Genomic DNA, 24,919 nt, shown 5'->3' on the forward strand with positions numbered 1-24,919 from the left:
CCACAGGATTGTACCGACAATCCGTAATCGGTACTCTTAGTCTGTGGGTGCTATTAGTCTCATTCATCTGCAAGCTCAAACAAATCCATGCCTTCCAGGCGATACATTATCCACTCTGTGTGAGCCTGTGCTCCCAGACGCTCATAGAACTTCCTTGCTGGATTCCAGTCCAGCGCATTCCAGTCCATCCTTACACAGTCTCTTTCTATAGCAACCTGAGCACAGTGTTTCATGAGTGCCTTGCCAACTCCGCTGTTCCTGTACTGAGGGCAAACATAGAGATCTTCGATGTAAAGACCCGGTCTCCCTAAGAAAGACGAAAAATTATGGAAGAATAGTGCAAACCCAACAGGCTCATTTCCCAATTCAGCGATAACAGCTTCAGCATAAGGCTTTTTCCCGAAGAGGTTTTCTCGAAGGGAAGCTTCAGTTGAAACAACATGGTTGCCAAGGTTCTCAAAATCTGCGATCGCCTGCACAAATTGCATCAGCATTGTCACATCATCTTCATTGGCCGGTCTGACTATCAATTGCCTGTTTTCTTCTATCTCACTCATACTGACACCCACGAATAGAATCTAAAAAGTGGATGCCCATATTTCATGCAGACATTGATGTTGAATTTTTTGCTGCATCAGGGACTTTGGGTCTAAAAGAATAAATCATCATTATCATTACTATCATATCCTGCAGTGTAATAATATTTATATAGGAAATGCCCACATGGAGAAAATGGTGATATGGTATGAACAGAGTATCTATGAGAGGTAAATGGCTGGTTCTCGGCATGGCTCTCGTATATCTGGTGGTCCTGATGTATGCAGGCATGAATCTTACAACATGATACAGTTGATTGTCCTCAACTAAAGACATGGATCTAGTAAGAAAGATATTCCTGAGCACCATTGTATCCGCCCCAATGACAATATTTGTAACAGCAGCCTTAGAAGACAGGATGTTCTTTTCTGCTTTTGTAGGAATACCTGTAGGTATTGTAGCTGTTCCTGCGGTTTTTGCATGTATGAGTCTCAAAAGAGATAAATGAGTGCACATAATAAAGTATAAGAAAAGGAAGTAACAGGAAATGAATCCAGGGCAAGTGTATAAGGTATGCCTGTAATGACAATACTTTCATGCAAGATACTGCAGGATGAGATCGTCCATCTGCTTGAAAATGATCATTCAGTCGATGAAATAATTATTGTGAAGGACAAAGGAGAGCAAGACCTAATTGAAAAAATGGACGCATCCGGCCTCCAATATGCACTTTTGCCATTAGAGCAGCTTCCTCCTGTTTCCCAAAGAGAGAATCCGGGAAAGTTCACGATCGTTGTCTGTCTGGTGGAACTTGCACTTCATGAGTTCCCGAAGAGTCTTAAAGTTGAGGTATATGAAAAAATCAGCCAGATGACAGGTTATTCTGATGGCATCCTCCTGTTCTATGGACTTTGCGGCAACGTGCTGGACAAAGTCGAGACAGACTTCAGTTATCAGGAACCAACATGCCCGATCCGTATACTAAGGGACGGAAAAAGGATAGTTGATGACTGTATAGGTGCCACTCTCGGCGGCGGGGAGGAATACCTGAAAACTCTTAAAATGCTCGCAGACCAGGGAACCTTTCTCTTTACTCCAATGTATGCTCATTCCTGGAGAGAGATTATGAGAGTGGATTCAAAGAATCCTGAGAAGACAATTAAGATGCTCAGGAAAGTGAACGAGATCACAGGCTATAAACGGGTTGCAAAAATAGATACAGGACTGAAATATACTAAGAGATTCCACGAGAAAGTAGAGGAATTTGCACGGATATTTGACTTTGAGGTTCTCGAAATTAAGGGCAATCAGGAAATATTCAGAGCCTGCTATGCATCCATGAAAGAGATAATGGGAATTCCCGATAGAACATGTGGGAAAAATATATAGGCGATAACGAATAGATTTATTTCTAGCCAGAAGTCGGAACCAAGATGGGGAAAGTGGCAAAAACAACAGGCAAGGTATTGATCATTTTATTGGTAGCTGCGTTTGCATATGCAGGCATGTCATGCGACCCGCCTAAGATAGTGCCTACCAGTTCAATAGGAGATAATATGAAATCAAGGGAAGAACTACTCGAAGAAGGAAACGAGGTCGCAACTTTTGCGGCAGGATGTTTCTGGGGAGTTGAAGAGACTTTCAGGAAAGTAAAAGGTGTGAAGTATACGCAAGTCGGCTATACCGGCGGGGACTTTGCTGATCCTACATACAAAGATGTGTGCAGCGGTCAAACAGGCCATGCCGAGGCTGTTGAGGTCATCTTCGATCCTACCGTGGTTTCCTATGACAAACTGTTAGACCTTTTCTGGGCACTGCATGATCCTACAACACCCAACAGACAGGGACCTGACGTCGGAAGCCAATACAGATCGGCAATATTCTATCATACCGATGAACAGGAGAATGCAGCTATTGCATCTAAGATCAACCTTCAGAAATCAGGCCAGTATAAGAAAGGCATTGTTACCGAAATAGTTCCTGCAGGCAGGTTTTATCGTGCTGAGGAATATCACCAGCAATACATAGAGAAGTCCGGAGGGTCTGGCGGATGCCCTATATAATTTAAGGGTACCCAAAAGCCTATAAGCTAAAAAGAAAATGTGTAGGTGGTGAGGATATGGAAGAATTTACACTTGAAGAAGTTGCAAAATATAACGGAAAAAATGGCCAGAAAGCTTACATTATCTACTCAGGTAAAGTGTATGATGTCACAGAGAGTGATTTCTGGGATAGTGGTGAACATATGGGACTTCACGAAGCAGGTTTGGATCTGACGGAAGACCTTGATATGGAAGCTCCACACGAATCCGATTCACTTGAAAATTTCAAGATTGTAGGAGTCATTAAGAAATAATTTTTTGAATCAATTCTTTTTTAGTGCAATGTGGCTTTAGCACAGAGCTACAACCTTGGAACTGACATCCTGGAGATGCTTTCCTTGCGAACTGCTCTGGTACTACAGTATCAGCGAGTGTTTTTTATAAGTGACCGGCTTCATAGAGTGCATTTGAGAGGTGATACTTTTGGTAAAAGTACTTGCAACAGGAACTTTTGATATACTTCATCCGGGACACATCCTTTTCCTTAGCAAAGCACGTGAGCTGGGAGACGAACTATTTGTAATAGTTGCAAGGGAATCCATGGTCAGGCACAAGCCAAAACCGATCATTCCGGAGGAGCAAAGACTGAAGATGGTAAATGCACTCAAGGTCGTTGACAACGCTGTGCTGGGGAGCGAAAAGAACATGTTCGAGCCGGTCATGGAGATAAGACCCGATATCATCGCACTCGGATATGATCAGACATTCGATATCCTGAAACTGGAAACTGAATTACGTGAACTAAAGATCAATGCCAAGGTCGTGCGTATCAGTGATTCAAAGACCTGCCCATTATGCAGTACAGGGAAAATAATTAAAAAGATACTGGAACGCTATGGGAAAATGTCCTGATGGCATTACAGTTATCTAATAGGACACATGATTTAAAAAAAAAGGAACAGAGGATCAGATCAGCGCATCTTCAATTCTTGCAATTCCTTCTTTTATGCGATCCTGTGATGTCGCATAGGACATTCTTATGAAATTCCTGCCGCTTTCCCCGAAAGCTGAACCTGCAGTTACTGCAACATGTGCGTCCATAAGAAGTTTCTCAGCTACCTTATCACCGTCTCCGAACTCACTTACATCAGCAAATGCATAGAATGCTCCGTCAGGCATCTGACATTTGATCCCCATACCATAAAGCTCTTCTATCAGGAGATTGCGCCTGGCTTTGAACTTATTAACCATTTCTGCCAGTGGCTCCTGTGGGCCTTTTAGGGCAGCTACTCCCCCGTGCTGCACAAAAGTGGTCGTATTACTGACAGAGTGTGACTGGATCTTGAGCATGCCTTCGAATATATCAGGCCTGGCGCATACATAACCCAATCTCCAGCCAGTCATTGCATAGGCTTTGGAGAAACCATTGACTGTAATGGTCCGGTCATGCATGCCCTCCATTGAGCCGATGCTCAGATGTTCCTTATCATAGATGATTTTCTCGTATATCTCATCCGAAAGTACGAGAAGATCATGATCAATGGCCAGGTCCGCAATATTCTTCAGAGTCTGCCTGTCATATACGGCACCTGTAGGATTACCGGGGCTATTGACAACTATTAAGCGGGTCTTGTCAGTAATATATTCTTCAAGGTCCTGAGGCTTAAAACGGTCATTGGCATCAGTGGGCACCCATACAGGATTCGCACCTGCGAACTTAACGGCAGAATCATAGGAAACCCAGGCGGGATCAAAAAGAATTGCCTCATCTCCATCATCGAGGACTGTCAGCATTACTTCAAAGATAGCCTGCTTCGCTCCCGGAGTTACAAGCACATCTGACCCTTTTACGTCAAGCTTGTTTTCAGTCCGGAGCTTTTCGGCGATAGCCTCCCGGAGTTCAGGAATACCGGCAGGAGGTGTGTAATGGGTCTCACCCCGGTACATCGCCTGGCATGCAGCTTCACAGATGTGTTCAGGAGTATCAAAATCAGGCTCACCCAGACTGAAACTGACGACATCCACGCCCTGTTGTCTTAATTTTGTAGCCATATTTGCAACTTTTATAGTTGCAGATTCTTCCACCCTTTTTAGCCTTGATGATCCCATGGAAATCATTACCCTATTACATAATATTTAAACCTATCTTTTGATCAAAGGCGCTGGATAAGTTTGACAGCAGCTTCAACTGCGCGTTTTCCATAATCAACACGTTCGTGAGCTTCCATTCTTGTCATACCGGGTCCCGCGATTCCCAGGGTCACCGGTTTGTTATATTCCAGGGACAGGTCAGTTATCTTCCTCGCTGCTTGCTGGACAACTATCTCATCGTGCTGCGTGGCACCCTCAATTACTATTCCCATGGTAACCACTGCATCGATATCTTTCCTTTCGCACAATTTCTTGATCGCGAGAGGCATATCATATACGCCTGGCACCAGTATCTTTGCCACTACCTCGGCTCCGAGGAACTTTGCATGTTCCTCACCAAGCAATTCCATCTGGTAGGTAAGGTCCCTGTTGAATTCGGCTATTACAAATCCCAATTTAATGGTCATATCAATCACTGCTGTATCCCAATTTAAACTCTAGCAGGCCCGACATCCTCAAATCCCTGGCGCTGCCCCGTTCCTGCTTCCTTGATCATCTGTTCAGGTTTGAACAGCATCTTGACAACATTGAGAGCATGCTCCCGAGAACGCTGCTCCATCAGAAAAGCAAGTTCTTTTGCATCCTTTGCTTCATCTTCATGCACAAAGACCTCTATGATATGAGTGTTTGTCATGAGCTGCGCCTGGATTATCCCGGTGGATGCTTCATGTGCACAGACCTTGTCAGTCGGCTTTGAGCCGGGCATGCCAAGAGCCATGATAATGTCACAGCCTTCTTCTTCTATGAGTTTCTTGGCTGCCACAGGCAGGTCCTTAACGCCCGGAACCGTGCGGCGAATGATCTTCACAGAAACAGTCTTCTGGATCTCATCCACCGCAGCCTTGCCCATATTGAAGCGCGCAAATGTTGTATCGACAACTCCGATTATCGGCATGTTCACCTTGAATCTAAAGCAGGGTGTCAAGCACCTCGCTTGCAGCTTCCAGTCCTGCTCCAAGTTCAGGGATAACGCCCCTCTTCCTGAGCACTACCTCAAGCTGCTGGATAGTCAGCATAACATCCTTGGGCATGACGTTGCCCATGTTACCAATCCTGAATATCTTACCACTGAGCTGGTCCTGGCCACCGGCGATTATAATTCCCCTGGCTTTCATGTCTTTCTTGATATCGTCGCCACTGACACCCTGTGGCGCCTTCATTGCAGAGACCGTATTGGAGTACCGGGTTTCCCCTTTAAGATCAGGGAACATATCGATATCCAGAGCCTTCATGGCTGCACGCACTGCATTTCCTTCGGTGACGTGACGATTGATCCTTGCTTCCATACCCTCTTCCTTAACAATGTGGAGGGATTCCTGGAGCGCAAAGAACAGAGAGACTGCAGGAGTATATGGGGTCTGGGTGCTATCCTTATCAGCACTCTTCTTGTATGCCTTAAGGTCAAGGTAGTATGGCATCCGTTCCATGCCCTTCATTGCCTCAAAAGCGCGTTCGTTCACAGACACCATAGCGAGCCCTGGCGGAGCAGCTATGCATTTCTGGGAGCCGGTCACAGCAATGTCAACGCCCCACTCATCGATCCTTACATCATCACCGCCAATGGAGGTTATACCATCCATGATAAAGAGGGCATCGTGCTTCTTTGTGAGTTTGCCTATTTCCTTTGCAGGGTTAAGGATACCTGCAGAGGTCTCATTGTGTACAAGGGTGAGAGCTTTTGCGCCTTCCTCAAGCTTCTTCTCGACTTCGTCCAGATCGAACGAGTGACCCCATTCGGCCTTGACAGCATTGACCTTTCCATATCTTGACGCAATGCTTTTGAATCTCTCACCAAACTTACCGTTCTCCAGAGTGACCACCGTATCCTGGCTACCCACAGTGCATCCGACAGCAGCTTCCATGCCTGCCGAGCCAGAGCCGCTTATGACAAAGATATCGCTCTTGGTTTTGAAGACATCCGCCATTATATCACGGCAGTCATCGTACATGGCTGCAAATTCCGGACTTCTATGGTTGATCATGGGCTTTGACATCGCCCGCAGAACACGCGGTGCCACAGGAACAGGTCCGGGCATCATAAGTAATGTATCTTCTAGTTCCATGCAAATCTCCTGATTTTTTGTGAAAGCGTAATAAATATATATCCTGTAATTAAACCGGGTAAGGCGTAGATAGATTATAGATAGTATCCTGACCCTTAAAGGGCAGTGCAATATCTGCCTGATTATGTAAGACTATTATATAATCCTGACCGGCCTTGTTTTAATATATTGTTCCCGGATATCCGATGCATACTTTCCAAAGGATCATCCGTTGAGCATCTGCATCACATCATGCTTGGTAACAACCCCTACTACCTGGCCTTTTTCAAGTACCAGGACCGCAGGGTTCTTTTCAAGGATATGGGATATTACCTTAATATCAGCATTGGGGGAAACAGTCGGAAATGAATCACCCATCATTTCCTTGATCATCATCTGCGAGACCATAGCTTTCTTTTTATCAGCCAGGGACCTCACGACCATCTCCTCAGAGATGCTACCCACCGGAACCCCATTGGATATGACCGGTATCTGGGAAATATGATACTTGCCCATTATCTGTACAGCAGCATCTACATGTTCTTCCGGAGAAACTGAGATCACATCGGTGTTCATGATGTTTACCACCAGGACATCCTCTTTTTCTGCGTCTTCGAACACCTCAATTATCTTCCGGAGAGTAGATAATCGCGGATCTACATCCCCTGACTCTATGCGTGCTATCAAAGGCTGGCTGACTCCCGCGCGTTTTGCGAGGTCACTCTGGGTCAGGCTCAGTTCTACCCTTTTTTGTTTTATCTCATCAGGTGTAGGAAGTTGCATAATTATTACTGATAGTTATTATAATATTTAAGCCATTACTTTTTGAATAAAAGATAAAAAAAGAGATTAAAGTTGTGTATAATTGAAAAAATATGCCGGAAATGAACGGCAGTTTTAGGAATTCGTATTGATCTCTGTGACAGTACCATCCTCGTCAACAAGTCTCATCTGTCCTTCCTTCATGGTCATCTCGCTGACCAGATCGCCATCTGCATTGTAGTATTTCCAGCTGAATCTCTCACTGTCCTCAGACCACATGTAGTATATCCTGGCATATTCATCATCAGGATTGTTGGAGTTGAATTCGGCCTTGCACATCTGCACTCCGTCAATCTCCTCAGTCCCGGTAATCATCATAGAGACATCTTCACCCGTGCCGGGGTTCGATGATGCCCAGGAGCTTCCCACGGGACACCAATCGTCCTCACTATCTGCGGATGCAGTGTATTCGACCGTTACACCATCTTCCTCATACGTCACCGTTTCATCATCGCTATCCGTACAACCGGATGTCGCCATTGCAAGGACAACTATTGTCAGAACAAATAACCATTTTGTTTGCATAATAACCACGGTTAATGCTCTGAACTGGATGGATTTAAAGGTATCGATTTATTCACAGAGTCACCTGAAATATAAGAAAAGGCCGGCAATATATGCGAAGTACACCCCCATGAGCAGGCCACCTTCCCATCTCTCCAGCTTCCTTTTGGTAATACCAAAGATGACCAGAAGCACCATTATCAGTAGCATTATGGGGAAATCATACATCAAGGATTGCGGCAGGATTTCCAGCGCCCTTATTTGAGATGATACACCAAGGACAAGAGTAATATCCATTATGTTCGCACCCAGAATATTACCTATGGAAATATCCTGATGACCTTTCAGGAGAGATGAGACCGCAGTTATCAACTCAGGCAGAGAGGTTCCAAGAGCTACCAGTGTCAGACCGATAAGCATCTGTGGCACTCCCAGCCACTCAGCTATAGCAATGCCTGCGTCAACAAGGATATTACTGCCTATAACGACCATGAGGGCACCTGTAGCAAAAAAAAGGACATCTCGCTTCATTTCATGCAGTGGTGTACGCTCACGTTTATTCTCATTTCCATCAAATATCGCTCGCTGTAACTTATAATTGTAATACATAAAGCCCATGAAAACAATAAGAAGTAGCAGGCCGTCGATTGCTGAAAGTTTCCCATCAAGGGTTGTCAGGATGAGCATGACCGCTGATATCACCATAAAAGCGCCCTTGCGAATAAAGCTATGCTTGTCAATGGGTATAGCTCTGATAGCAACTATCAGACCCAGTATCAGGCCAATGTTACATATAGCAGAGCCAACTGCATTGCCTACTGAAAGGTCAACATGCCCCATGTAAGCAGCTGTTGCAGATACAGCAAACTCAGGAGATGTTGTGGCAAGACTTACGATCGTAGCTCCTACAATAATCTTGGGAATGCCGCTCTTTTCAGAGATCGAGACTGCGGATTCCACGAACCAATCCGCTCCTTTGGTTATCATCAACAGACTTAAGATGAGCAATACGACAGTTTCCAGCACCATGAGACAGGTAATAGATACTATGTCAATTTAAACATGCCCCATGTTGAGCATCCTGTTACAATGATGTAAGCTTGCCCTCTAAGAAACACACAAAGCTTTTTTATCATTCCTGATATTAGCAGGGTTGTACTAAATTCACTTAGAATACGCAATTTAAGTTAGTGACAACAGAGATGATCCAATGAAAGTCCACCCGCGATGCACATACTGTCTGCTCTCAAGGATACACCTGGAAGCGGAACTATCCACAAACGATAAAGAACTGACCCACAAGGCGATTCAGGGTGGAATAGAAGTCCTTAACAGCATCTATACACCCGGCATGCCTGCTGCAGCCCTTTCCACAGTCATGCACCGGAAAGCCTACGAGATACTCAATGACAATGATCCTTACAGGGAAAAAAAAGAACTGAGCAGCAGGACTGCAGAACGCTTCCTTCCCGTTATAAGGTCTCACGTGTTCAACGGGGACTGCGATGATGCAGCCACTTTCAAACGTGCTGTACTTGCAGCAGTCATCGGAAATTATTTTGATTATGGAGTTATGGGACTGGATGTGCCTATAGACATCTTCGAAAAGACATTTACTGAACATTTCAAGCGCGGGCTGGACGTCGACGATACAGAGAAAATGCTTTGCAGACTGGACAATGTGGTTTACCTTGCGGACAACTGTGGAGAGATACTTATCGATACGCTGGTGTTTGAAATTATCAGGAAGATGGGCGGGAAGATCACGCTGGTCGTACGCGGTGCCCCCATCCTGAATGATGCCACCATGGAAGACGTTGAGCGTTTCGAACTCGCGCAAAAAGTAGATCATGTGCTTACCACCGGCTCAAATGCCATCGGTGTCTGCATGGAGGAGGCACCGGCAGAACTTAAAGAGGCACTTGCAAATGCATCTCTTATCATTAGTAAGGGTATGGCCAACTACGAGACCATGTCAGAAGAGAGTTATAGGCCTATAGCATACTTACTAAAGGTTAAATGCGATCCTGTGGGCGAGGACATCGGTGCTCCGCTGGGATGCTCAGTTGCCAGGGTATTCGAATAAGGAGGTAAGGAAATGTGTGAACTGAAAGTGGTACTCCTGAAAGAAGGCGAGCGTAAGACAATTATGGAGTCCGTTACAAAGATGGTTGTTGTGGGTGATTCTATCGAGCTTTATAGCATCCTTGGTGAGAAGGAAACCGTAACAGGTTCTATAAAAGAGGTCGACTTTTCAAAAGGGGAAACTATAATACTTGGAAAATGATATACCCATTCAAAAAATTTGTATTCTGGAAGACTTAAAATACAGAAACGGGTTTTGATTTCTGATTACAAAACATCAATATGTCAAATACTAAACGGAAGGGACAAGAGATGTCGAAAGTAAAAGTGGCTATAAATGGTTACGGTACCATAGGTAAAAGAGTTGCAGACGCTGTGAGCCTGCAGGACGATATGGAAGTCATAGGTATTTCCAAGACCAGACCTAACTTTGAGACCCAGCTTGCACACCAGAAGGGTTATCCTGTTTATACTCTTGCAGACAAGATGGATGCAATGAAAAAAGCCGGAATACCTGTGGCTGGCAGCATCGAAGATATGGTTACAAATGCAGACATTGTGGTTGACTGTACCCCGGGTGGCGTAGGTGAGGAAAACAAAAGCCTATATGAGAAGGCTGGCGTCAAGGCCATATGGCAGGGCGGGGAAGAACATGAATTAGCAGGAGTCTCTTTTAATGCATCATCTAATTATGAAGAGGCTTTCGGAAAGGACTTTGTAAGGGTGGTCTCGTGCAACACAACAGGCCTTTGCAGGGTACTCCATCCCCTTGACCAGCAATTCGGTGTCAACAAGGTAAGGGTCACGTTGATGAGAAGAGCAGCTGATCCGGGAGATATAAAGAAGGGACCTATTAATGCGATTGTTCCAAACCCCATAAAACTCCCGTCACACCATGGCCCGGATGTCAAGACAATCATGCCTCACATCAATATAGTTTCGACGGCAGTAAAACTCCCTACGACGCTCATGCATGTGCACACACTCAACATCGAGCTCGGAAAAGAATGCTCTGCGGCTGATGTCAGGAGCATCTTTGAGAGGCAGTCCCGCATAAGGCTTATAGGGCAAGGTATTAACTCCACTGCCGAGATAATAGAGCTTGGCAGGGATCTTGGACGCCCGAGGAACGATATGTGGGAGAACTGTGTGTGGGATGACTCCATCACAATGCACGAAGGAGAACTCTATTTCTTCCAGGCTATCCATCAGGAATCTATTGTGATCCCGGAGAACATAGATGCGATCCGTGCCATGACAGAACTTGAGAAGGACGGCGCAAGATCTGTAGCTAAGACCAACAAGGCAATGGGTTTCTGATACCCATTATCTTTATGGGGAATACGAATCATTTTCTGGGACTGAGCAACAGGATAGCTGATGCTGTCCAGAACAGTATTAAGGATATTGTGGGAACACTCCACGCCAGCGATACTTTATACATGGGTGCTGACGGCACCCCCACAAAAGTTATTGATGACATCGCTGAAAGAGTAGTCCTGGAAATACTTTCAGAAGAAAGGCAACCTATAAGGGTTCTCAGTGAGGAGTGCGGTGAAAAGATAATAGGCAGTTCTCCCCAGTATACTATTATAGTGGACCCCATTGACGGGACCTACAATGCATGCTTCGGGATTCCATTCTACAGCATATCACTCGCATTTAAGTGCGCGTCAGATGAAGATGTATGTTTCGGATATGTAAAGAACCTCGCAACAGGCGATATATTTCATGCATCTATGGGAGAAGGTGCGTTCCTTAATTCAAGAAGAATAGGAATATCTAATAAGCCGGACATAAGTAAATTCTGTGTAAGTATCTATGGTTACAGGCCCCACGTCAAAGAAACCACCATGCTTTGCAGAAAGGTCAGAAGAATTCGAATACTTGGGAGCGTGGCTCTTGAATTGTGCTACACAGCTGCAGGGAAGTTCGATGCATTCATCGACGTAAGAGGGTCACTGCGCCTGACTGACGTTGCAGCCGGCAAATTGATAATAGAAGAGGCAGGAGGGGTTGTCACTGATGGTTCCGGTGCTCCTCTGCATCTTGAAGACAGCATCATAAATAGAGTGCACATGGTTGCATCCAATGGGTATGCACATGAAGAGATATTGAAGCTTTTAACAGGGAGTTCGCATGACGGTTAAAAAGATTGGTATTGTATCACGCTATGATAACCTGGAAGCTTTGGAGATGGCAGGGACAATTTTGAAGAACTTTGAGAAAAGAGTCGAAATTGTGCTGTCTACCAAAACCGCGGAACACCTGGGAAAAAGTAACCTGGCTGTCCCTGTTGAGAATATGAGAAGTGTCGGAGCAGAGTTAATCATCTCCATCGGTGGAGATGGAACCGTACTGCGCAATATTTCGAAGATGGAAGATCCACTACCTGTCCTGGGAATAAATATGGGCACATTGGGATTTCTTGTTGATGTGCAGCCCGGAGAAGCCATCGCCGCAATCGAGGATGTACTGAGAGGATTCACATACACAGAACGCAGCCGACTGGATGTGTCATTCAATTCGGAAACACTACCTCCTGCAACCAATGAAGTTGTGCTTATCACTGCAAGGCCTGCAAAGATACTCACTTTCCGAGTATCACTGGATGAGTCGCTGATGGAGGTGATCCGGGCTGACGGAGTAGTCATTGCGACCCCCACCGGGTCGACAGCTTATGCGATGAGCGCAGGCGGCCCCATAGTTGACCCAAGAGTTAACGCCACCCTGATAGTACCCCTGGCACCTTTCAAACTTTCTGCCAGACCTTGGGTGGTCCCGGCTACCAGTACCATCAAAGTAGAGATGATAATCCCTGAAAAAGAAGCAGTGGTAGTCATTGACGGACAGCACTCTTACAGCATAAAAGCTAACGATGTTGTCACCCTTACAAGAGCAAAGAATCCTGCAAGGTTTGTCAGCAGTTCTGTTAACGGGTTTTATGAAAAAGTCCAGAGCAAACTTACATAGGCATTTTAAGTGCGAAGTATAACTACACACATGCGCGCAACTTCAAAAGAGAGACAATCCCTGAACAGGATTGACAAAGATGCAGGCACTTACCTTCCTCTCACCAGATAAAGATTGCCGTTTGTGAATAGATACTGCAGTACCATAACATCGCAAAATGGGCTTAGAATCCTAAAATTTAAATATGTAACAGGGCTGTTCCTCATTCACAGGAAAAAAGAGCATGTCACAAATCGAAGCGTATTCACGGAATAAACTTGTCGATTACCTTAATCTGAAGCCTCTTGATGTTGAGATCTGCGACGTCACACTACGTGATGGTGAGCAGACACCAGGGGTTGTTTTCACAAGAGAAGAGAAAATTGCACTTGCAAATAAGCTTGATTCCATTGGGGTCGAAATCATTGAAGCAGGTTTCCCCGTAGTTTCCTCTGCTGAAAAGTCAATTGTGAAAGAAATAGCAAATATGGGCTTGAATGCCAAGACCTGCTGCCTTTCGCGTTCAGTCATCAGTGATGTAGAGGCTGCTGTTGAATGTGATGTCGATTTTATCAGCGTATTCATAGCTATGTCAGACCTTCATCTCAGGTACAAGTACCACAAGACCTACGATGAGATGTTCGCCAACGCAATGGAGGCTGTTCAGTACGCTAAAGACCATGGAGTCGGTGTGAGGTTTGCAGCTGAAGACGGCTCAAGAACCGATATCGAAGTACTGAAAAAAGCATTCATGGTTGCAGAGGAATATAAAGTGGACTATGTCAGCATTGCTGATACCATTGGAATACTATCTCCAAGCACCACTCATTACCTTGTCAGCGAGATAAAGAAAGTAGTACATACACCCATTTGTATTCACTGTCATAATGACCTGGGAATGGCAACTGCAAACACACTGGCTGCAGCCGAAGCCGGAGCAAAGCAGCTCCATACGACTGTAAATGCTATCGGAGAAAGAGCTGGTAATGCTTCCCTGGAAGAGGTACTTGTCTCCCTGAGAGTTCAATATGGGATTGAAAGGTACGATACCACAAAACTGATGAGTCTTTCAGGAATGGTTAATGATTTCTCAGGCATTAAACCAGCCATCACCAAGGCCATAGTAGGAGAACATGCGTTTTCACATGAGTCAGGGATACATGTCTGCGCCATCCTTGAGGAACCAAGGACCTATGAACTATTCAGTCCCGAAATGGTTGGCGGAGTCCGCCACCTGATAGTTGGTAAACACACTGGCATGAAAGCACTGAAGGGCATTATGAAAAGTATGGGATATGAGCTTGAGAAAGAGCAACTCTGCACTTTGCTCGAGAAAATTAAGAACTGCACGGAAGCAAAAAAAGGAATATCCCCGAAAAGACTGAAAGAAATGATCAATGATGTCAGCGGAGCTTAATACTCCACAACTGTACCTTTTTTCCTGCGGGGACCAGATATTGTATCATTTTCTGAAGCACCAGGCGCCTGATCGCCTCCCATGTTTTCGGAAGTATAATCTTCATGGTAATTCATGCGGTCATTCTCAAGAATGATAACATAATCAGCAGAATTGCGAAGAGCAGTTGAAAAACCGGGCTCGACTCCAAAAATAATGGTTTCTTTCCCATGTTCATTAGCTTTGTTCAGGAGAGGCTTGAAATCAGCGTCTCTTGTGACCAATGCAATCGTATCTATGGTTGGGTTGTATACAAGCTCCATTCCCTCTACCGCAAGCCTGACATCCACATCGCTTGAACAGATTATCGGCTCAAAGCCATTATTCTCAATGGCTTCTACAAGCTTATCGGATGCATACTGGTTGAGGAAGACACGTCCGATCTTGACATTGCCGTATTCCTTTAAGACATCCCTTATTTCTTCAAGGTTGACATTGAACTCTTTCCTGAGCACATTGGGACCATCGACAAGAAGACCGATACTGCGTCGGCCAGTTTCTTTCTTTGTACTAAGATACTTAACGATAGAATTCAGTCCGGTTTTCACATTGGCCATGATTCCTCACTAGATAATAATTATAGGTTGCTAATAAATATAATAATTCCTCATCAACTGTTTCCGGTGTTGGGATATCCCAGATAGACAACTGCCACAGACAATATAATTACAGCTAAATCTTAATCCTGATAACATATAATTGTTACTGAATGCCATAAATATTATGCAAGTTGCTTAAGCTTTTCCCCGGAATCAAAGAATGTCAGAGAGCAACCTCCCCTCTACTTTCTTTAGTGATACGCGGCTTTTTTCTAAACGGAAATAATTAATGAGCCGTCCCCCAGCCTTTTTCCTCGTATACCGAATTTCGCCACCATGTCTTATAAACATATCCATTATATGCTCAAACTGGGACTTTTCCATTTCTGACAGTTCAATAAGGCTCTCACCGTCAAGAAACCAATTATAAACTCGGAGTAGAGTCACATCCCTCACCCTTTTCAAATCCTCGGTATCCTTAAAATCATCCACGTAAACTGAACGTTTAAGCCGCGGAGACCAGCCCGCCAGTTTCTGTTGCATGTCAATAAGCTGGATAGGAATCTCTTCGTTTTCTTCGGGCCTTGGGAACAGGCACTTCATACGGGTCATACCCTTATCCAGCAGACCACCTTCTTCAGTACCGGTAAGCGTCATGCCAACCAGATCTCTGTTGATTCATTTTAATCTTCACTCCCATGAGAAGACCTATCAGTATGCCTGTCAGGTGGGCAGTGTGAGCCACCATGTCGTTTGATCCAATGAGTAAAAAGTCCACCAGGGCGAACAGGATCAAAGCATGCACTATCCTCATAGGGATGAAATAAACATAAACGCGAATTTCCGGTGCAATGACCGCGAGAGCTGCAAACACACCCATTATGGCTCCACTTGCTCCGACCACCGGCTGTGAGCTGGTCAGAGAATAACCTAATGCTGCCACGATACCAGCAATGAAATATACCCTCAGGAAGGTAGCCTTACCTGCCCTGCGCTCAAGTTCAGGACCAAAGAAGAACAGCACCATCATGTTGAAGAACAGGTGAAAGAAACCATTGTGAAGGAACATGTGAGTTATCAAAGTCCATGGGTGTGTAAAAAGGTCACCAGGGACCAGCATCAAAACTGCAAAGTAATTAATTCCCAGTACCATTTGTAAAAGGAAGGAGAACAGGCAAAGATATATTATTGCCATGGAAGGGCTGCTTTTCATGGAATAACTGATATTGCTCCGAATTCCCCGGACTGCGCTCTTTGCTGCATACTTGGCAGTACTTTTTAGCATATCCTTCATGATATCATCTGTTCCGGACTGCCTGCTCGCGCGGTTTGAGCCGTCTGCACCGTGTTGTTTCAATTGATCAAGGCCCACGCATGCATGTTGCTCGGGAAGCCTGTGCTGTGAACAGAATATCTTCCCACAAAAACGGCATTTGAAAGGTAAGTGATCTTCCCTGCCGCATATCCAGCATTTTTTCTCCAAATTTTTCACCATAACAAATATAGTGGGCTACAAGGTTCGCATCAAATAAAACTATTTCCAGGGATAGATAGCAAAGCGTGTCAAGTATTATCAAGAATAATCATGATAGATATCGTAATACTTATATGTGAAAGTTGCTTATCAACCTTGGGCCAAAACAATTATTATTGATTATTTCTCTAAGTATGTGGAACTAGACACCATTGTCATAAATAATCATGATAGATTCTGGAAATCTATTTATAGGATGGTATTGTTAGAACCCTCAATAAAACGGTTTCAAATTTATTACATATTGTGTATATATTAAGAGTATCTCATACGATTACAGTAATTAATAACACACCTACAGGAGAATAAGATACAATGAGCAAGATATCAACCGGACATTTTTCCATTGAAGACCTGGAAAATGTTCAGATCACAATCGGGAAGATAGTCGGCGCTATAGAAGAAAAGGTGGCAGAAGAAAGTGATATGGGGCCAACTGCTAAACCTAGTGTCTCCGCACTCAGGGACTGGGATCACCAGTTGCTCACCCGCTACCAGCCAGTATACACCCCGCAGTGTGACCAATGTTGTTACTGTACTTTCGGGAAGTGCGATCTGGGCGGGAATAAGGAAGGTGCCTGTGGCATAAACCTGGCTGCCCACCAGTCCCGCGAGTTCCTGCTCAGGGTCATCACCGGCGCAGCTGCCCACTCGGGACATGGCAGACACCTCCTGCATTATCTGATAGAACGTCACGGGCGCGACCATCCACTTGATGTAGGCCCATCAAACCTGCTTGCACCCAATGTCCAGATGGTTACGGGCATCAAGCCAAAGACCCTTGGAGACCTGGAAGCAGCAATAGAGTATGTGGAAGAGCAACTCACACAACTGCTTGCCACCATCCATATGGGGCAGGAAGGCGCAGCCATTGATTTCGAATCCAAAGCGATGCATGGAGGAATGCTTGACCATGTGGGTATGGAGATATCCGATCTGGCCCAGATATCCTGCCTGGGAATGCCGAAATCCGATCCGGAGGCACCACTGGCAGAGATTGGCATGGGATGTATAGATGCAACCAAACCCATGTTGCTGGCCATCGGACACAACGTTGCCGGTGTTGCCAACATGATAGACTACATGCATGAGAACAATCTCTCCGACAAGATAGAGCTAGGTGGCCTGTGCTGTACTGCCATAGACATGACCCGTTATCAGATGGATAAAGGAGGAACGCCCCATGCAAAGGTCGTCGGGACTCTGGCAAAGGAGCTAAAGATGATCCGCTCGGGCATCCCTGACGTCATCGTAGTTGACGAGCAGTGTGTAAGAGCGGACGTGCTCAATGAGGCAAAAAGGTTATCCATACCTGTCATCACCACAAATGAAAAGATAATGTATGGATTGCGCAACCGGTCTAAAGACAAAGCTGATGATATCATAGAGGACCTTGCCAGTGGAAAGGAAGCAGGCGCACTCATACTTGACCTGGACCTCCTTGGAGAAGTTGCACCAAGACTTGTAATGAAAGTAGCCCCCCTGCGCAAGGAGAAGGGCGTCAAGGCACTTCCCACGGATGAAGAACTGGGCACACTGGCTGCAAAGTGCGTATACTGCGGTGCATGCGAAATGGTCTGTCCAAATAACCTTGAAATAATGGATGCAATGAAAGCTTGCGTCGAAGGTGATCTGACAAAGTTTGAGATTCTGCACGATCACTGTGTTGCCTGCGGAAGATGCGACCAGGATTGTCCTAAGGGCATACCTGTCCTGGATGTCATTGAAAAGGCCTCCCAGAAGGTAATCAGCCAAGAAAAAGGAATGATGCGTGCTGGCAGAGGCCAGATAAGCGACCCGGAGATCCGTCAGGAAGGTGTCAACCTTGTCATGGGAACAACACCAGGCATCATCGCTCTGGTAGGCTGCTCCAACTATCCGGAGGGCACCAAGGACCTGTACAAACTTGCAGAGGAAATGCTCAAGAGGAACTACATCATGGTCACATCAGGATGCTCTGCAATGGACCTGGGGATGTATAAGGATGAAGACGGCAAGACCCTTTACGAGAGATATCCTGCAAAATTCCTTGGAGGTAACCTGATTAACGTAGGTTCCTGTGTTTCCAACTCACATATAACCGGGACAGCAATCAAAGTAGCAGCTATCTTTGCCCAGCGCAATATCACGGGTAACTACGAGGAGATTGCCGATTATATCATGAACCGTATAGGTGCGGTCGGTGTCGCATGGGGTGCATATTCACAGAAGGCAGCCTCTATTGCAACAGGTTGCAACCGGATGGGTATTCCTGTAGTTGTCGGGCCTCATGGCTCAAAATACAGAAGAGCACTTATCGGCAAGCCTTATGAGGAAGAGCACTGGAAGCTTTATGATGCAAGAAACGGTGAAGATCTGCCAATACCTGCATCACCCGAGTTCCTCCTTACAACTGTTGAATCAGTTGAGGAACTTATGCCCATACTTGCAAAGAACTGCATACGCCCATCGGACAACAACATGGGAAGAATGATCAAGCTGACCCACTATATCGAACTCAGCCAGAAGTACCTTGGGCAGATGCCAGAAGACTGGCACAGGTTCGTCAGGACAGAAACAGATCTTCCGCTTGCAAAGCGTGAAGAGCTCCTGAAGATGCTTGAAAAAGACCATGGATGGGAAATAGACTGGAAGAAAAAGAAGATCATGTCAGGTCCGAGGATGAAGTCAGATGTCTCAGCCCAGCCTACAAACCTCAAGAGACTATGCAAGGGAGAGTGCTGAAATGGTAGATACGACCAAGAACACACTTATCTATACCACCTGGGGAAGGAAGACCGCAAAGCCGGTCAACCCCAATGTCGCAGCTAAGCTGGTTTCAAAAGCCAAAAGACCTCTTCTGATAGTAGGGTCTGAAATTGTGGGCAATGAGCAACTGACGGAAAAGGCTATTGGTATTGGAATAAAGGGAGTCCCGATTGCAGCGACTGGCCACTCCATTACTGCCTTCAATGGAAAGGCAGTAAATGCAAAATACATAAACGTTCACGCGCTGGCCCATTACCTTGGGGATGAGAACTGGAAAGGGCTTGACGGAAAGGGTTCATATGACATGATAGTCTTCCTTGGACACAAGAAATACTATCTTGATCAGGTACTCTCCGGCTTTAAGAATTTCACTGACTTAAAGACCATTGCAATCGAAAGACATTTCATGCAGAATGCAACTTTGTCCTTTGGCAACCTCAGGCCGGAAGTGCACGTTGAGGCGCTTGACGAATTTATCGAGAATCTATGATCATTGGATACTAAACGCGGAGAACTAATCATGGCAGATGAATTTCCTTTTGAGATATCTCCTATGTTCGAGGGAGAGAGAATAAGAAAAGAAGGTATGCATGTCGAGCTTGCAGGGCCTAAATCCAAGGGTTTCGAGCTTGTAAGGGCTGCAGATATGAATGATGTTGAGGATGGCAGGTTCACACTCATCGGACCCGACCTCCAGGATATGGAAGAGGGGTCACGATACCCGTTCGCGATGATCTACAAGATCGCAGGTGAACTTGTGGAAACAGACCTTGAATCCATTGTAGAAAGAAGGAACCATGAATTCCAGAACTACATCCAGGGCATGATGCACCTCAACCAGAGGGACGATGTGTGGATCAGGGTAGGTAAGGAAGCGGTCAGTAAAGGACTGAATTCCTTTGAGCACATCGCAAAAGCAGTGATGATGCTCTTCAAGAACGAACTCCCATTCATAGAGAAGGTGGAGGCTATCTATATCACCGATATGGATGAGATCGAGAAAGAGATCGAGAACACCAGGGAAGTCTACAAGGCAAGGGACGAGAGGACCCGCGGACTGCATGATGAGGATGTTGACACCTTTTATGGTTGTACACTCTGTGCCTCATTTGCACCCACTAACGTATGTGTTGTCACCCCTGACAGGATATCCCTCTGTGGTGCCATTAACTGGTTTGACGGAAGAGCAGCCGCAAAGGTGGACCCCGAGGGACCACAGTTCGCTATCCCCAAGGGAGAGCTGCTGGATGCCGAATCCGGAGAGTATTCAGGCGTAAACGAGTTCGCAAAGAAACTTTCAAGCGGTGAATACGACCGTATCAAGCTGCACTCCTTCATGGAATACCCACACACTTCCTGCGGCTGCTTTGAAGTTGTAGGATTCTATATTCCAGAAGTTGATGGAATTGGCTGGGTAGACAGGGATTTCGCAGGTACGGCACCCAACGGGCTGCAATTCTCCACAATGGCAGGACAGACCGGCGGAGGAAAACAGGTCGTAGGTTTCCTCGGAGTCGGCGTCAACTACTTCCGCTCACCCAAATTTATCCAGGCCGACGGTGGCTGGAACAGAGTGGTATGGATGCCAAAGATGCTTAAGGATAAAGTATTCCAGGATATGCCCGAAGACATACGCGAGAAGATTGCTACCGAAGATGATGCAAAGGATATTGATTCCCTCAGGAACTTTTTGAAAGAGAAGAATCATCCAATACTGGAAAGATGGGTGGAAGAAGAAGTAGAGGAAGAGGTAGAAGAAGCACCTGCGAAGACACAGGCCGCTTCTCAGGCAGGATCTGCCACACCACAGATGATGCAGATGCCAGCAAACTTCATGCCGTCCATGCCAATGATGGGCAGCGGTTCCGGCGGCGTTCGAATCATCCTAAAAAATGCAAAGGTGACTGTTGACAAGATCACCATCCTGAAAGAGGAGTAAAGAGGTATTTTGTGGCCAGGATCATTGCAGTAACAGGTAAAGGCGGAACAGGGAAGACCGCAACGTCGGCTCTTCTCATCCGCCATCTTGCAAAAGGAGACAAGGTCGTCCTTGCAGTAGATGCCGATCCCGATACCAACCTTCCCGAAACTCTCGGCTGCGAGGTTAGCAAGACCATCGGCGACATAAAGGAATTCATGCACAGCGAGCGCGATAACCTGCCCCCCGACTCCAATAAGGAGTCAGTGCTCAAGTCAAAGCTATACGAGATCATCGAGGAAATGCCAAAGTATGACCTGCTGGTCATGGGCAGACCCGAGGGTGCAGGTTGTTATTGCTATGTCAATAATCTTCTGCGCGGCATCATGGACAAGCTCGTGGACAACTATGACATCCTCATCATTGACGCTGAGGCCGGGCTGGAGCACTTCAGCCGCAGGATCTTCCGCAAAGTGGACGACCTGATAGTGGTGACAGACGGGTCCCGTCGTGGGCTGCGTACTGCTGAGCGCATCCGGGAACTTGTGGACGAGATGGAGACAGATGTATCAAATATTTATGTTATTGCAAACAAGGTCACAGAAACAAACCATGAGATTATCTCAAGTACTGCAAAGGAACTTGGGCTGGAACTTATAGGAATGATCCCTGTTGACGAGATGCTCATCAGTAAGGATCTTGCAGGGGAGCCGTTGTTCGAGCTCCCGGACAATTCGGCTGCGGTCAGGGAAGTTGAGAAAATAACCGCAAAGCTAGGTTTGTAATCAGGTTTCTAACTCAAGAGTATCATTATATGGTGAATGCACATGACACAGAAAATGAAGTTGACGCAACTTACGGAGATGTTGCAGGAACTCAATATAGAGTCTCTCGAAGGAGTGACCATTGAAGGCGACATCGAATTGAATATCACTGGCGGCGGAGGACTTAACCCTGCGCTGGCCTATGCGCTTGGAAGCGAGATATCACAGATATCCCTGCACATGGCCAATATAGGAAGGATGCTCGGGTTCCCTGCGGAACAGTTATTCGCATCTGCTTTTGGCATGAGTGGCGTGCCTGAGACCCAGGCACCTTCACTTGGGACTACTCCGAGGATGCAGGAGCTTCTTGCCTCAAAGTTTGAGGTCGCAAGGATGAGCAACTGGAACAACCCCATCCAGGAAGTGACACTTGGTGCCACATCCGCAGACGGAGGTTCCAGGAAGAATACAGTGACTATCGGCGGAGAGAATGCTCTTCCTTATTATTTTGACGCTTCAATGCCTCACAGGAACTATGTGACAATGGACGTGTTCGACATGCCCATTGGAATGGCAAAGGCGGTCAAATCCAATTATGATGATGTTATCAATGACCCTGCGGAATGGGCCAAGAAAGTTGTTCGTGACTTCAATGCGGACATGGTGACCATTCACCTCATATCCACTGATCCGCTCATCAAGGATACTTCTGCACGGGATGCTGCAAAGGTCGTAGAGGATGTATTGCAGGCAGTGGACGTACCCATCGTCATCGGTGGCTCAGGAAACCCTGAGAAGGATCCCGAAGTGCTGGAAAAGGCCGCAGAGGTTGCAGCCGGCGAGCGTGTGCTGCTAGCTTCCGCAAGCCTTAATCTGGACTATGAGAGGATTGCAAGGGCTGCTGTGGAACACGGCCATGTTGTGCTCTCCTGGACACAGCTTGAGATCAACGCTCAGAAAGAGCTTAACAGGAAGCTCATGAAACAGTGCAAGGTCCCAAGGGACAGCATTGTCATGGACCCGACAACCGCTGCGCTGGGATACGGACTTGACTATGCATACACCAACATGGAGCGCATAAGGTTAGCAGGTCTTATGGGTGACGACGAGCTGACATTCCCGATGTCCTCCGGTACCACCAACGCATGGGGCGCCCGTGAGTCATGGATGGTAGCTTCTCCACTCAAACAGGACTCGGACTGGGGCCCAAGGGAATATCGTGGCCCTATTTGGGAGATTGTCACAGGCCTTGCTCTCTCGCTTGCAGGTAACGACATGTTCATGATGATGCACCCGACATCTGTTCAGGTGCTCAAGGAAATAACCCAGACACTCTATGGCTCTATAGAGGCTGAAGAGCTGGACATCAGTAACTGGATCGGAGCGGAGGTGTAAAACATGAAGATCAACAGCCCTCTTGAGGCTTACAAGTACCTGCCCGGTACAAACTGCGCAATATGCGGGGAACAGACATGTATGGCATTTGCCTCACACCTGATAGACAGATCCAAGAAACTAAGTGAATGTACCCCGATGCTCGAGGACAAGTTCAGGAAAAAACTCGATCAGCTTCAGGGACTGCTTGCGCCCGAGATCAGACAGGTCGAGATCGGTGTCGGTGAGAAGATTGTGAAGATCGGCGGCGATGATGTGCTCTACCGCCACAAGCTGACATTCTTCAACCAGACCGCACTGGCCTATGATGTATGGGACACCATGGACGAGAAGAATCTTGTGGAAAGAGTGAATAAGATACAGGATTTTAAGAAATTCTATGTAGGCAACTTCCTGACAGTTGACATGGTAGCTGTGCGCAGCACGTCCAACGATCCCAAAAAGTTCGCATCTGCAGTGAAGAAGGTCGTTGAGACGACAGACATGCCTTTGGTGCTCTGTTCATTCAACCCGGACGTGCTGAAGGCCGGACTTGAAGTTGCAAAAGACAGGAACCCGCTGCTTTATGCCGCAAATAAGGACAACTGGCAACAGGTGGCTGCCCTGGCTCTCGAATACGATGTGCCTGTAACTCTTTTCGCACCCAATGACCTCGATCTGCTGAAATCACTCGCAAAGACCTTTGCCGAGATGGGAACCGAGAAACTTGTGCTCGACCCGGGAACATTCCCCTCAGGAAAGCAGCTTAAGGAAACTTTCAGTAATTTCATCAAGGTACGCAGGGCAGGTATTGACGGCGACCGCGAGATTGCGTATCCGCTCATGGCAGTTCCACTGACAGCCTGGATGGTCCACGACGATCCTGTAAGCGCATCATATTGGGAGACTGTTATCGCTTCAGTGTTTACCATCAAATACGGAGACATAATGATCCTACACAGTATCGAACCTTATGCGATGCTGCCGGAGCTGCACATCCGTGATACGATATACACAGATCCGAGAAAGCCTGTGACCGTTGACCCCGGAATGTACAAGATCGGCTCCCCTACTAAGGATTCACCTGTGTTCGTGACGACAAACTTCGCCCTTACATACTATACTGTGGAGAGCGACATATCTTCCAATAAGATAGACTGTTTCCTATGGGCTATCGACACTGACGGAATTGGTGTCGAGGCTGCTGTGGCAGGCGGCCAGCTTACGGCTGCCAAAATAAAGAAGGGAATCGAAGACTCCGGATTCAATATGAAAGATGACACATCCCATAACACCATCATCCTGCCGGGACTTTCAGCACGCCTGCAGGGAGATGTTGAAGATGAGACCGGATCCAGGGTACTTATAGGCCCGGCTGACTCAGGCCGTATACCAGGCTGGCTGGAAAAGAACTGGCCACCGAAGAAGTAAATAAATTCAATGTTGATCTC

At 46.4% G+C, this 24,919-nt stretch carries 28 protein-coding genes; 17 read left to right on the forward strand and 11 right to left on the reverse strand.

Annotation, left to right across the window (positions count from 1 at the left end):
• Positions 1–59: 59 nt before the first annotated feature.
• Positions 60–557, reverse strand: coding sequence for a GNAT family N-acetyltransferase (locus QZZ22_RS10600; protein WP_292464625.1), 498 nt, complete (start codon positions 555–557; stop codon positions 60–62).
• A 362-nt stretch (positions 558–919) separates the two neighbouring features.
• On the opposite strand from QZZ22_RS10600, the gene QZZ22_RS10605 reads away from it, so the two are divergent.
• From QZZ22_RS10605 to QZZ22_RS10625, 5 genes are all read left to right on the forward strand, one after another.
• The gene (locus QZZ22_RS10605; protein WP_292464626.1) at positions 920–1,045 is read left to right on the forward strand and encodes a hypothetical protein; all 126 of its coding nucleotides are present in this window, start codon (positions 920–922) and stop codon (positions 1,043–1,045) included.
• A gap of 74 nt (positions 1,046–1,119) precedes the next feature.
• Entirely contained in the window at positions 1,120–1,926 is an 807-nt protein-coding gene (locus QZZ22_RS10610; RefSeq protein ID WP_292464627.1) for a DUF1638 domain-containing protein, read from the forward strand.
• 167 nt (positions 1,927–2,093) lie between these two features.
• The gene (msrA, locus tag QZZ22_RS10615) at positions 2,094–2,600 is read left to right on the forward strand and encodes a peptide-methionine (S)-S-oxide reductase MsrA (RefSeq protein ID WP_292464811.1); all 507 of its coding nucleotides are present in this window, start codon (positions 2,094–2,096) and stop codon (positions 2,598–2,600) included.
• Positions 2,601–2,656: 56 nt separating this feature from the next.
• A complete protein-coding gene (locus QZZ22_RS10620; RefSeq protein ID WP_292464628.1) occupies positions 2,657–2,893 on the forward strand; it encodes a cytochrome b5 domain-containing protein in 237 nt (78 codons plus the stop codon).
• 160 nt (positions 2,894–3,053) lie between these two features.
• Positions 3,054–3,491, forward strand: a complete 438-nt coding sequence (locus tag QZZ22_RS10625) for an FAD synthase (RefSeq protein WP_292464629.1) — start codon at positions 3,054–3,056, stop codon at positions 3,489–3,491.
• Between the two features lie 54 nt (positions 3,492–3,545).
• Here the strand turns inward: QZZ22_RS10625 and QZZ22_RS10630 are convergent, their stop codons facing one another.
• The 7 genes from QZZ22_RS10630 to QZZ22_RS10660 form a co-directional block, all read right to left on the reverse strand.
• On the reverse strand, positions 3,546–4,688 hold the full coding sequence (locus QZZ22_RS10630; protein WP_292464630.1) for a pyridoxal phosphate-dependent aminotransferase: 1,143 nt from the start codon (positions 4,686–4,688) through the stop codon (positions 3,546–3,548).
• A gap of 44 nt (positions 4,689–4,732) precedes the next feature.
• Positions 4,733–5,137: a 6,7-dimethyl-8-ribityllumazine synthase gene (ribH, locus tag QZZ22_RS10635; protein WP_292464631.1), complete on the reverse strand. Its 405-nt coding sequence runs from the start codon at positions 5,135–5,137 to the stop codon at positions 4,733–4,735.
• A gap of 23 nt (positions 5,138–5,160) precedes the next feature.
• A complete protein-coding gene (ribC, locus tag QZZ22_RS10640; protein WP_292464632.1) occupies positions 5,161–5,625 on the reverse strand; it encodes a riboflavin synthase in 465 nt (154 codons plus the stop codon).
• A 13-nt stretch (positions 5,626–5,638) separates the two neighbouring features.
• Positions 5,639–6,793: an alanine--glyoxylate aminotransferase family protein gene (locus QZZ22_RS10645; RefSeq protein ID WP_292464634.1), complete on the reverse strand. Its 1,155-nt coding sequence runs from the start codon at positions 6,791–6,793 to the stop codon at positions 5,639–5,641.
• A 204-nt stretch (positions 6,794–6,997) separates the two neighbouring features.
• Positions 6,998–7,555 (reverse strand): CBS domain-containing protein, encoded by a 558-nt coding sequence (locus QZZ22_RS10650; RefSeq protein ID WP_292464636.1) that lies wholly within the window; start codon positions 7,553–7,555, stop codon positions 6,998–7,000.
• 114 nt (positions 7,556–7,669) lie between these two features.
• On the reverse strand, positions 7,670–8,119 hold the full coding sequence (locus tag QZZ22_RS10655) for a membrane-binding protein (protein ID WP_292464638.1): 450 nt from the start codon (positions 8,117–8,119) through the stop codon (positions 7,670–7,672).
• 60 nt (positions 8,120–8,179) lie between these two features.
• Complete coding sequence (locus QZZ22_RS10660; RefSeq protein WP_292464640.1) at positions 8,180–9,127, reverse strand: calcium/sodium antiporter; 948 nt, start codon at positions 9,125–9,127, stop codon at positions 8,180–8,182.
• Positions 9,128–9,308: 181 nt separating this feature from the next.
• Between QZZ22_RS10660 and QZZ22_RS10665 the strand changes: the two genes are divergently transcribed.
• From QZZ22_RS10665 to QZZ22_RS10690, 6 genes are all read left to right on the forward strand, one after another.
• Entirely contained in the window at positions 9,309–10,184 is an 876-nt protein-coding gene (locus QZZ22_RS10665; protein WP_292464642.1) for an ARMT1-like domain-containing protein, read from the forward strand.
• Positions 10,185–10,196: 12 nt separating this feature from the next.
• Positions 10,197–10,385, forward strand: coding sequence for a CooT family nickel-binding protein (locus QZZ22_RS10670; protein WP_292464643.1), 189 nt, complete (start codon positions 10,197–10,199; stop codon positions 10,383–10,385).
• A gap of 110 nt (positions 10,386–10,495) precedes the next feature.
• Positions 10,496–11,503: a type II glyceraldehyde-3-phosphate dehydrogenase gene (locus QZZ22_RS10675; RefSeq protein ID WP_292464645.1), complete on the forward strand. Its 1,008-nt coding sequence runs from the start codon at positions 10,496–10,498 to the stop codon at positions 11,501–11,503.
• A gap of 14 nt (positions 11,504–11,517) precedes the next feature.
• Positions 11,518–12,333: a bifunctional fructose-bisphosphatase/inositol-phosphate phosphatase gene (locus QZZ22_RS10680; RefSeq protein WP_292464647.1), complete on the forward strand. Its 816-nt coding sequence runs from the start codon at positions 11,518–11,520 to the stop codon at positions 12,331–12,333.
• The gene (locus QZZ22_RS10685) at positions 12,323–13,156 is read left to right on the forward strand and encodes an NAD(+)/NADH kinase (RefSeq protein WP_292464649.1); all 834 of its coding nucleotides are present in this window, start codon (positions 12,323–12,325) and stop codon (positions 13,154–13,156) included. The genes QZZ22_RS10680 and QZZ22_RS10685 overlap by 11 nt, the downstream gene beginning before the upstream one ends.
• Before the next feature lie 223 nt (positions 13,157–13,379).
• Positions 13,380–14,552: a homocitrate synthase family protein gene (locus tag QZZ22_RS10690; protein ID WP_292464652.1), complete on the forward strand. Its 1,173-nt coding sequence runs from the start codon at positions 13,380–13,382 to the stop codon at positions 14,550–14,552.
• Here the strand turns inward: QZZ22_RS10690 and QZZ22_RS10695 are convergent.
• The 3 genes from QZZ22_RS10695 to QZZ22_RS10705 form a co-directional block, all read right to left on the reverse strand.
• Positions 14,549–15,148, reverse strand: a complete 600-nt coding sequence (locus QZZ22_RS10695; protein ID WP_292464653.1) for a TIGR00288 family NYN domain-containing protein — start codon at positions 15,146–15,148, stop codon at positions 14,549–14,551. The genes QZZ22_RS10690 and QZZ22_RS10695 overlap by 4 nt on opposite strands.
• A 195-nt stretch (positions 15,149–15,343) precedes the next feature.
• A complete protein-coding gene (locus QZZ22_RS10700; protein WP_292464655.1) occupies positions 15,344–15,787 on the reverse strand; it encodes a hypothetical protein in 444 nt (147 codons plus the stop codon).
• Positions 15,768–16,622 carry a rhomboid family intramembrane serine protease gene (locus QZZ22_RS10705; protein WP_292464813.1) on the reverse strand — a complete coding sequence of 285 codons (855 nt, stop codon included), beginning with the start codon at positions 16,620–16,622 and terminating at the stop codon, positions 15,768–15,770. The genes QZZ22_RS10700 and QZZ22_RS10705 overlap by 20 nt, the downstream gene beginning before the upstream one ends.
• A 357-nt stretch (positions 16,623–16,979) precedes the next feature.
• Between QZZ22_RS10705 and cdhA the strand changes: the two genes are divergently transcribed.
• From cdhA to acsC, 6 genes are read left to right on the forward strand one after another with little or no spacing between them, the layout of a single operon-like run.
• Positions 16,980–19,388, forward strand: a complete 2,409-nt coding sequence (gene cdhA / locus QZZ22_RS10710; protein ID WP_292464658.1) for a CO dehydrogenase/acetyl-CoA synthase complex subunit alpha — start codon at positions 16,980–16,982, stop codon at positions 19,386–19,388.
• Between the two features lies 1 nt (position 19,389).
• Positions 19,390–19,902, forward strand: a complete 513-nt coding sequence (gene cdhB / locus QZZ22_RS10715) for a CO dehydrogenase/acetyl-CoA synthase complex subunit epsilon (protein ID WP_292464815.1) — start codon at positions 19,390–19,392, stop codon at positions 19,900–19,902.
• 30 nt (positions 19,903–19,932) lie between these two features.
• Positions 19,933–21,351 (forward strand): CO dehydrogenase/CO-methylating acetyl-CoA synthase complex subunit beta, encoded by a 1,419-nt coding sequence (gene cdhC, locus QZZ22_RS10720; RefSeq protein ID WP_292464661.1) that lies wholly within the window; start codon positions 19,933–19,935, stop codon positions 21,349–21,351.
• An 11-nt stretch (positions 21,352–21,362) separates the two neighbouring features.
• Positions 21,363–22,115 (forward strand): AAA family ATPase, encoded by a 753-nt coding sequence (locus tag QZZ22_RS10725; protein WP_292464663.1) that lies wholly within the window; start codon positions 21,363–21,365, stop codon positions 22,113–22,115.
• Between the two features lie 42 nt (positions 22,116–22,157).
• Positions 22,158–23,489: a CO dehydrogenase/acetyl-CoA synthase subunit delta gene (cdhD, locus tag QZZ22_RS10730; protein ID WP_292464665.1), complete on the forward strand. Its 1,332-nt coding sequence runs from the start codon at positions 22,158–22,160 to the stop codon at positions 23,487–23,489.
• 3 nt (positions 23,490–23,492) lie between these two features.
• Entirely contained in the window at positions 23,493–24,899 is a 1,407-nt protein-coding gene (acsC, locus tag QZZ22_RS10735; protein ID WP_292464667.1) for an acetyl-CoA decarbonylase/synthase complex subunit gamma, read from the forward strand.
• Positions 24,900–24,919 lie beyond the last annotated feature (20 nt).

Origin of the sequence: Methanolobus sp. (assembly GCF_016278365.1) — an archaeon.
Classification (GTDB): domain Archaea; phylum Halobacteriota; class Methanosarcinia; order Methanosarcinales; family Methanosarcinaceae; genus Methanolobus.

Coding starts and splice junctions, on each gene's coding strand:
- QZZ22_RS10665 (WP_292464642.1), top strand. CDS start 9,309: ATGAAAGTCCACCCGCGATGCACATACTGTCTGCTCTCAAGGATACAC.
- QZZ22_RS10690 (WP_292464652.1), top strand. CDS start 13,380: ATGTCACAAATCGAAGCGTATTCACGGAATAAACTTGTCGATTACCTT.
- QZZ22_RS10620 (WP_292464628.1), top strand. CDS start 2,657: ATGGAAGAATTTACACTTGAAGAAGTTGCAAAATATAACGGAAAAAAT.
- QZZ22_RS10605 (WP_292464626.1), top strand. CDS start 920: ATGACAATATTTGTAACAGCAGCCTTAGAAGACAGGATGTTCTTTTCT.
- cdhA (WP_292464658.1), top strand. CDS start 16,980: ATGAGCAAGATATCAACCGGACATTTTTCCATTGAAGACCTGGAAAAT.
- msrA (WP_292464811.1), top strand. CDS start 2,094: ATGAAATCAAGGGAAGAACTACTCGAAGAAGGAAACGAGGTCGCAACT.
- QZZ22_RS10655 (WP_292464638.1), bottom strand. CDS start 8,119: ATGCAAACAAAATGGTTATTTGTTCTGACAATAGTTGTCCTTGCAATG.
- QZZ22_RS10650 (WP_292464636.1), bottom strand. CDS start 7,555: ATGCAACTTCCTACACCTGATGAGATAAAACAAAAAAGGGTAGAACTG.
- QZZ22_RS10600 (WP_292464625.1), bottom strand. CDS start 557: ATGAGTGAGATAGAAGAAAACAGGCAATTGATAGTCAGACCGGCCAAT.
- QZZ22_RS10660 (WP_292464640.1), bottom strand. CDS start 9,127: ATGGTGCTGGAAACTGTCGTATTGCTCATCTTAAGTCTGTTGATGATA.
- QZZ22_RS10630 (WP_292464630.1), bottom strand. CDS start 4,688: ATGGGATCATCAAGGCTAAAAAGGGTGGAAGAATCTGCAACTATAAAA.
- QZZ22_RS10670 (WP_292464643.1), top strand. CDS start 10,197: ATGTGTGAACTGAAAGTGGTACTCCTGAAAGAAGGCGAGCGTAAGACA.
- QZZ22_RS10680 (WP_292464647.1), top strand. CDS start 11,518: ATGGGGAATACGAATCATTTTCTGGGACTGAGCAACAGGATAGCTGAT.
- QZZ22_RS10645 (WP_292464634.1), bottom strand. CDS start 6,793: ATGGAACTAGAAGATACATTACTTATGATGCCCGGACCTGTTCCTGTG.
- QZZ22_RS10610 (WP_292464627.1), top strand. CDS start 1,120: ATGACAATACTTTCATGCAAGATACTGCAGGATGAGATCGTCCATCTG.
- cdhC (WP_292464661.1), top strand. CDS start 19,933: ATGGCAGATGAATTTCCTTTTGAGATATCTCCTATGTTCGAGGGAGAG.
- QZZ22_RS10695 (WP_292464653.1), bottom strand. CDS start 15,148: ATGGCCAATGTGAAAACCGGACTGAATTCTATCGTTAAGTATCTTAGT.
- ribH (WP_292464631.1), bottom strand. CDS start 5,137: ATGACCATTAAATTGGGATTTGTAATAGCCGAATTCAACAGGGACCTT.
- QZZ22_RS10700 (WP_292464655.1), bottom strand. CDS start 15,787: ATGACGCTTACCGGTACTGAAGAAGGTGGTCTGCTGGATAAGGGTATG.
- ribC (WP_292464632.1), bottom strand. CDS start 5,625: ATGCCGATAATCGGAGTTGTCGATACAACATTTGCGCGCTTCAATATG.
- cdhD (WP_292464665.1), top strand. CDS start 22,158: ATGACACAGAAAATGAAGTTGACGCAACTTACGGAGATGTTGCAGGAA.
- acsC (WP_292464667.1), top strand. CDS start 23,493: ATGAAGATCAACAGCCCTCTTGAGGCTTACAAGTACCTGCCCGGTACA.
- QZZ22_RS10685 (WP_292464649.1), top strand. CDS start 12,323: ATGACGGTTAAAAAGATTGGTATTGTATCACGCTATGATAACCTGGAA.
- QZZ22_RS10675 (WP_292464645.1), top strand. CDS start 10,496: ATGTCGAAAGTAAAAGTGGCTATAAATGGTTACGGTACCATAGGTAAA.
- cdhB (WP_292464815.1), top strand. CDS start 19,390: ATGGTAGATACGACCAAGAACACACTTATCTATACCACCTGGGGAAGG.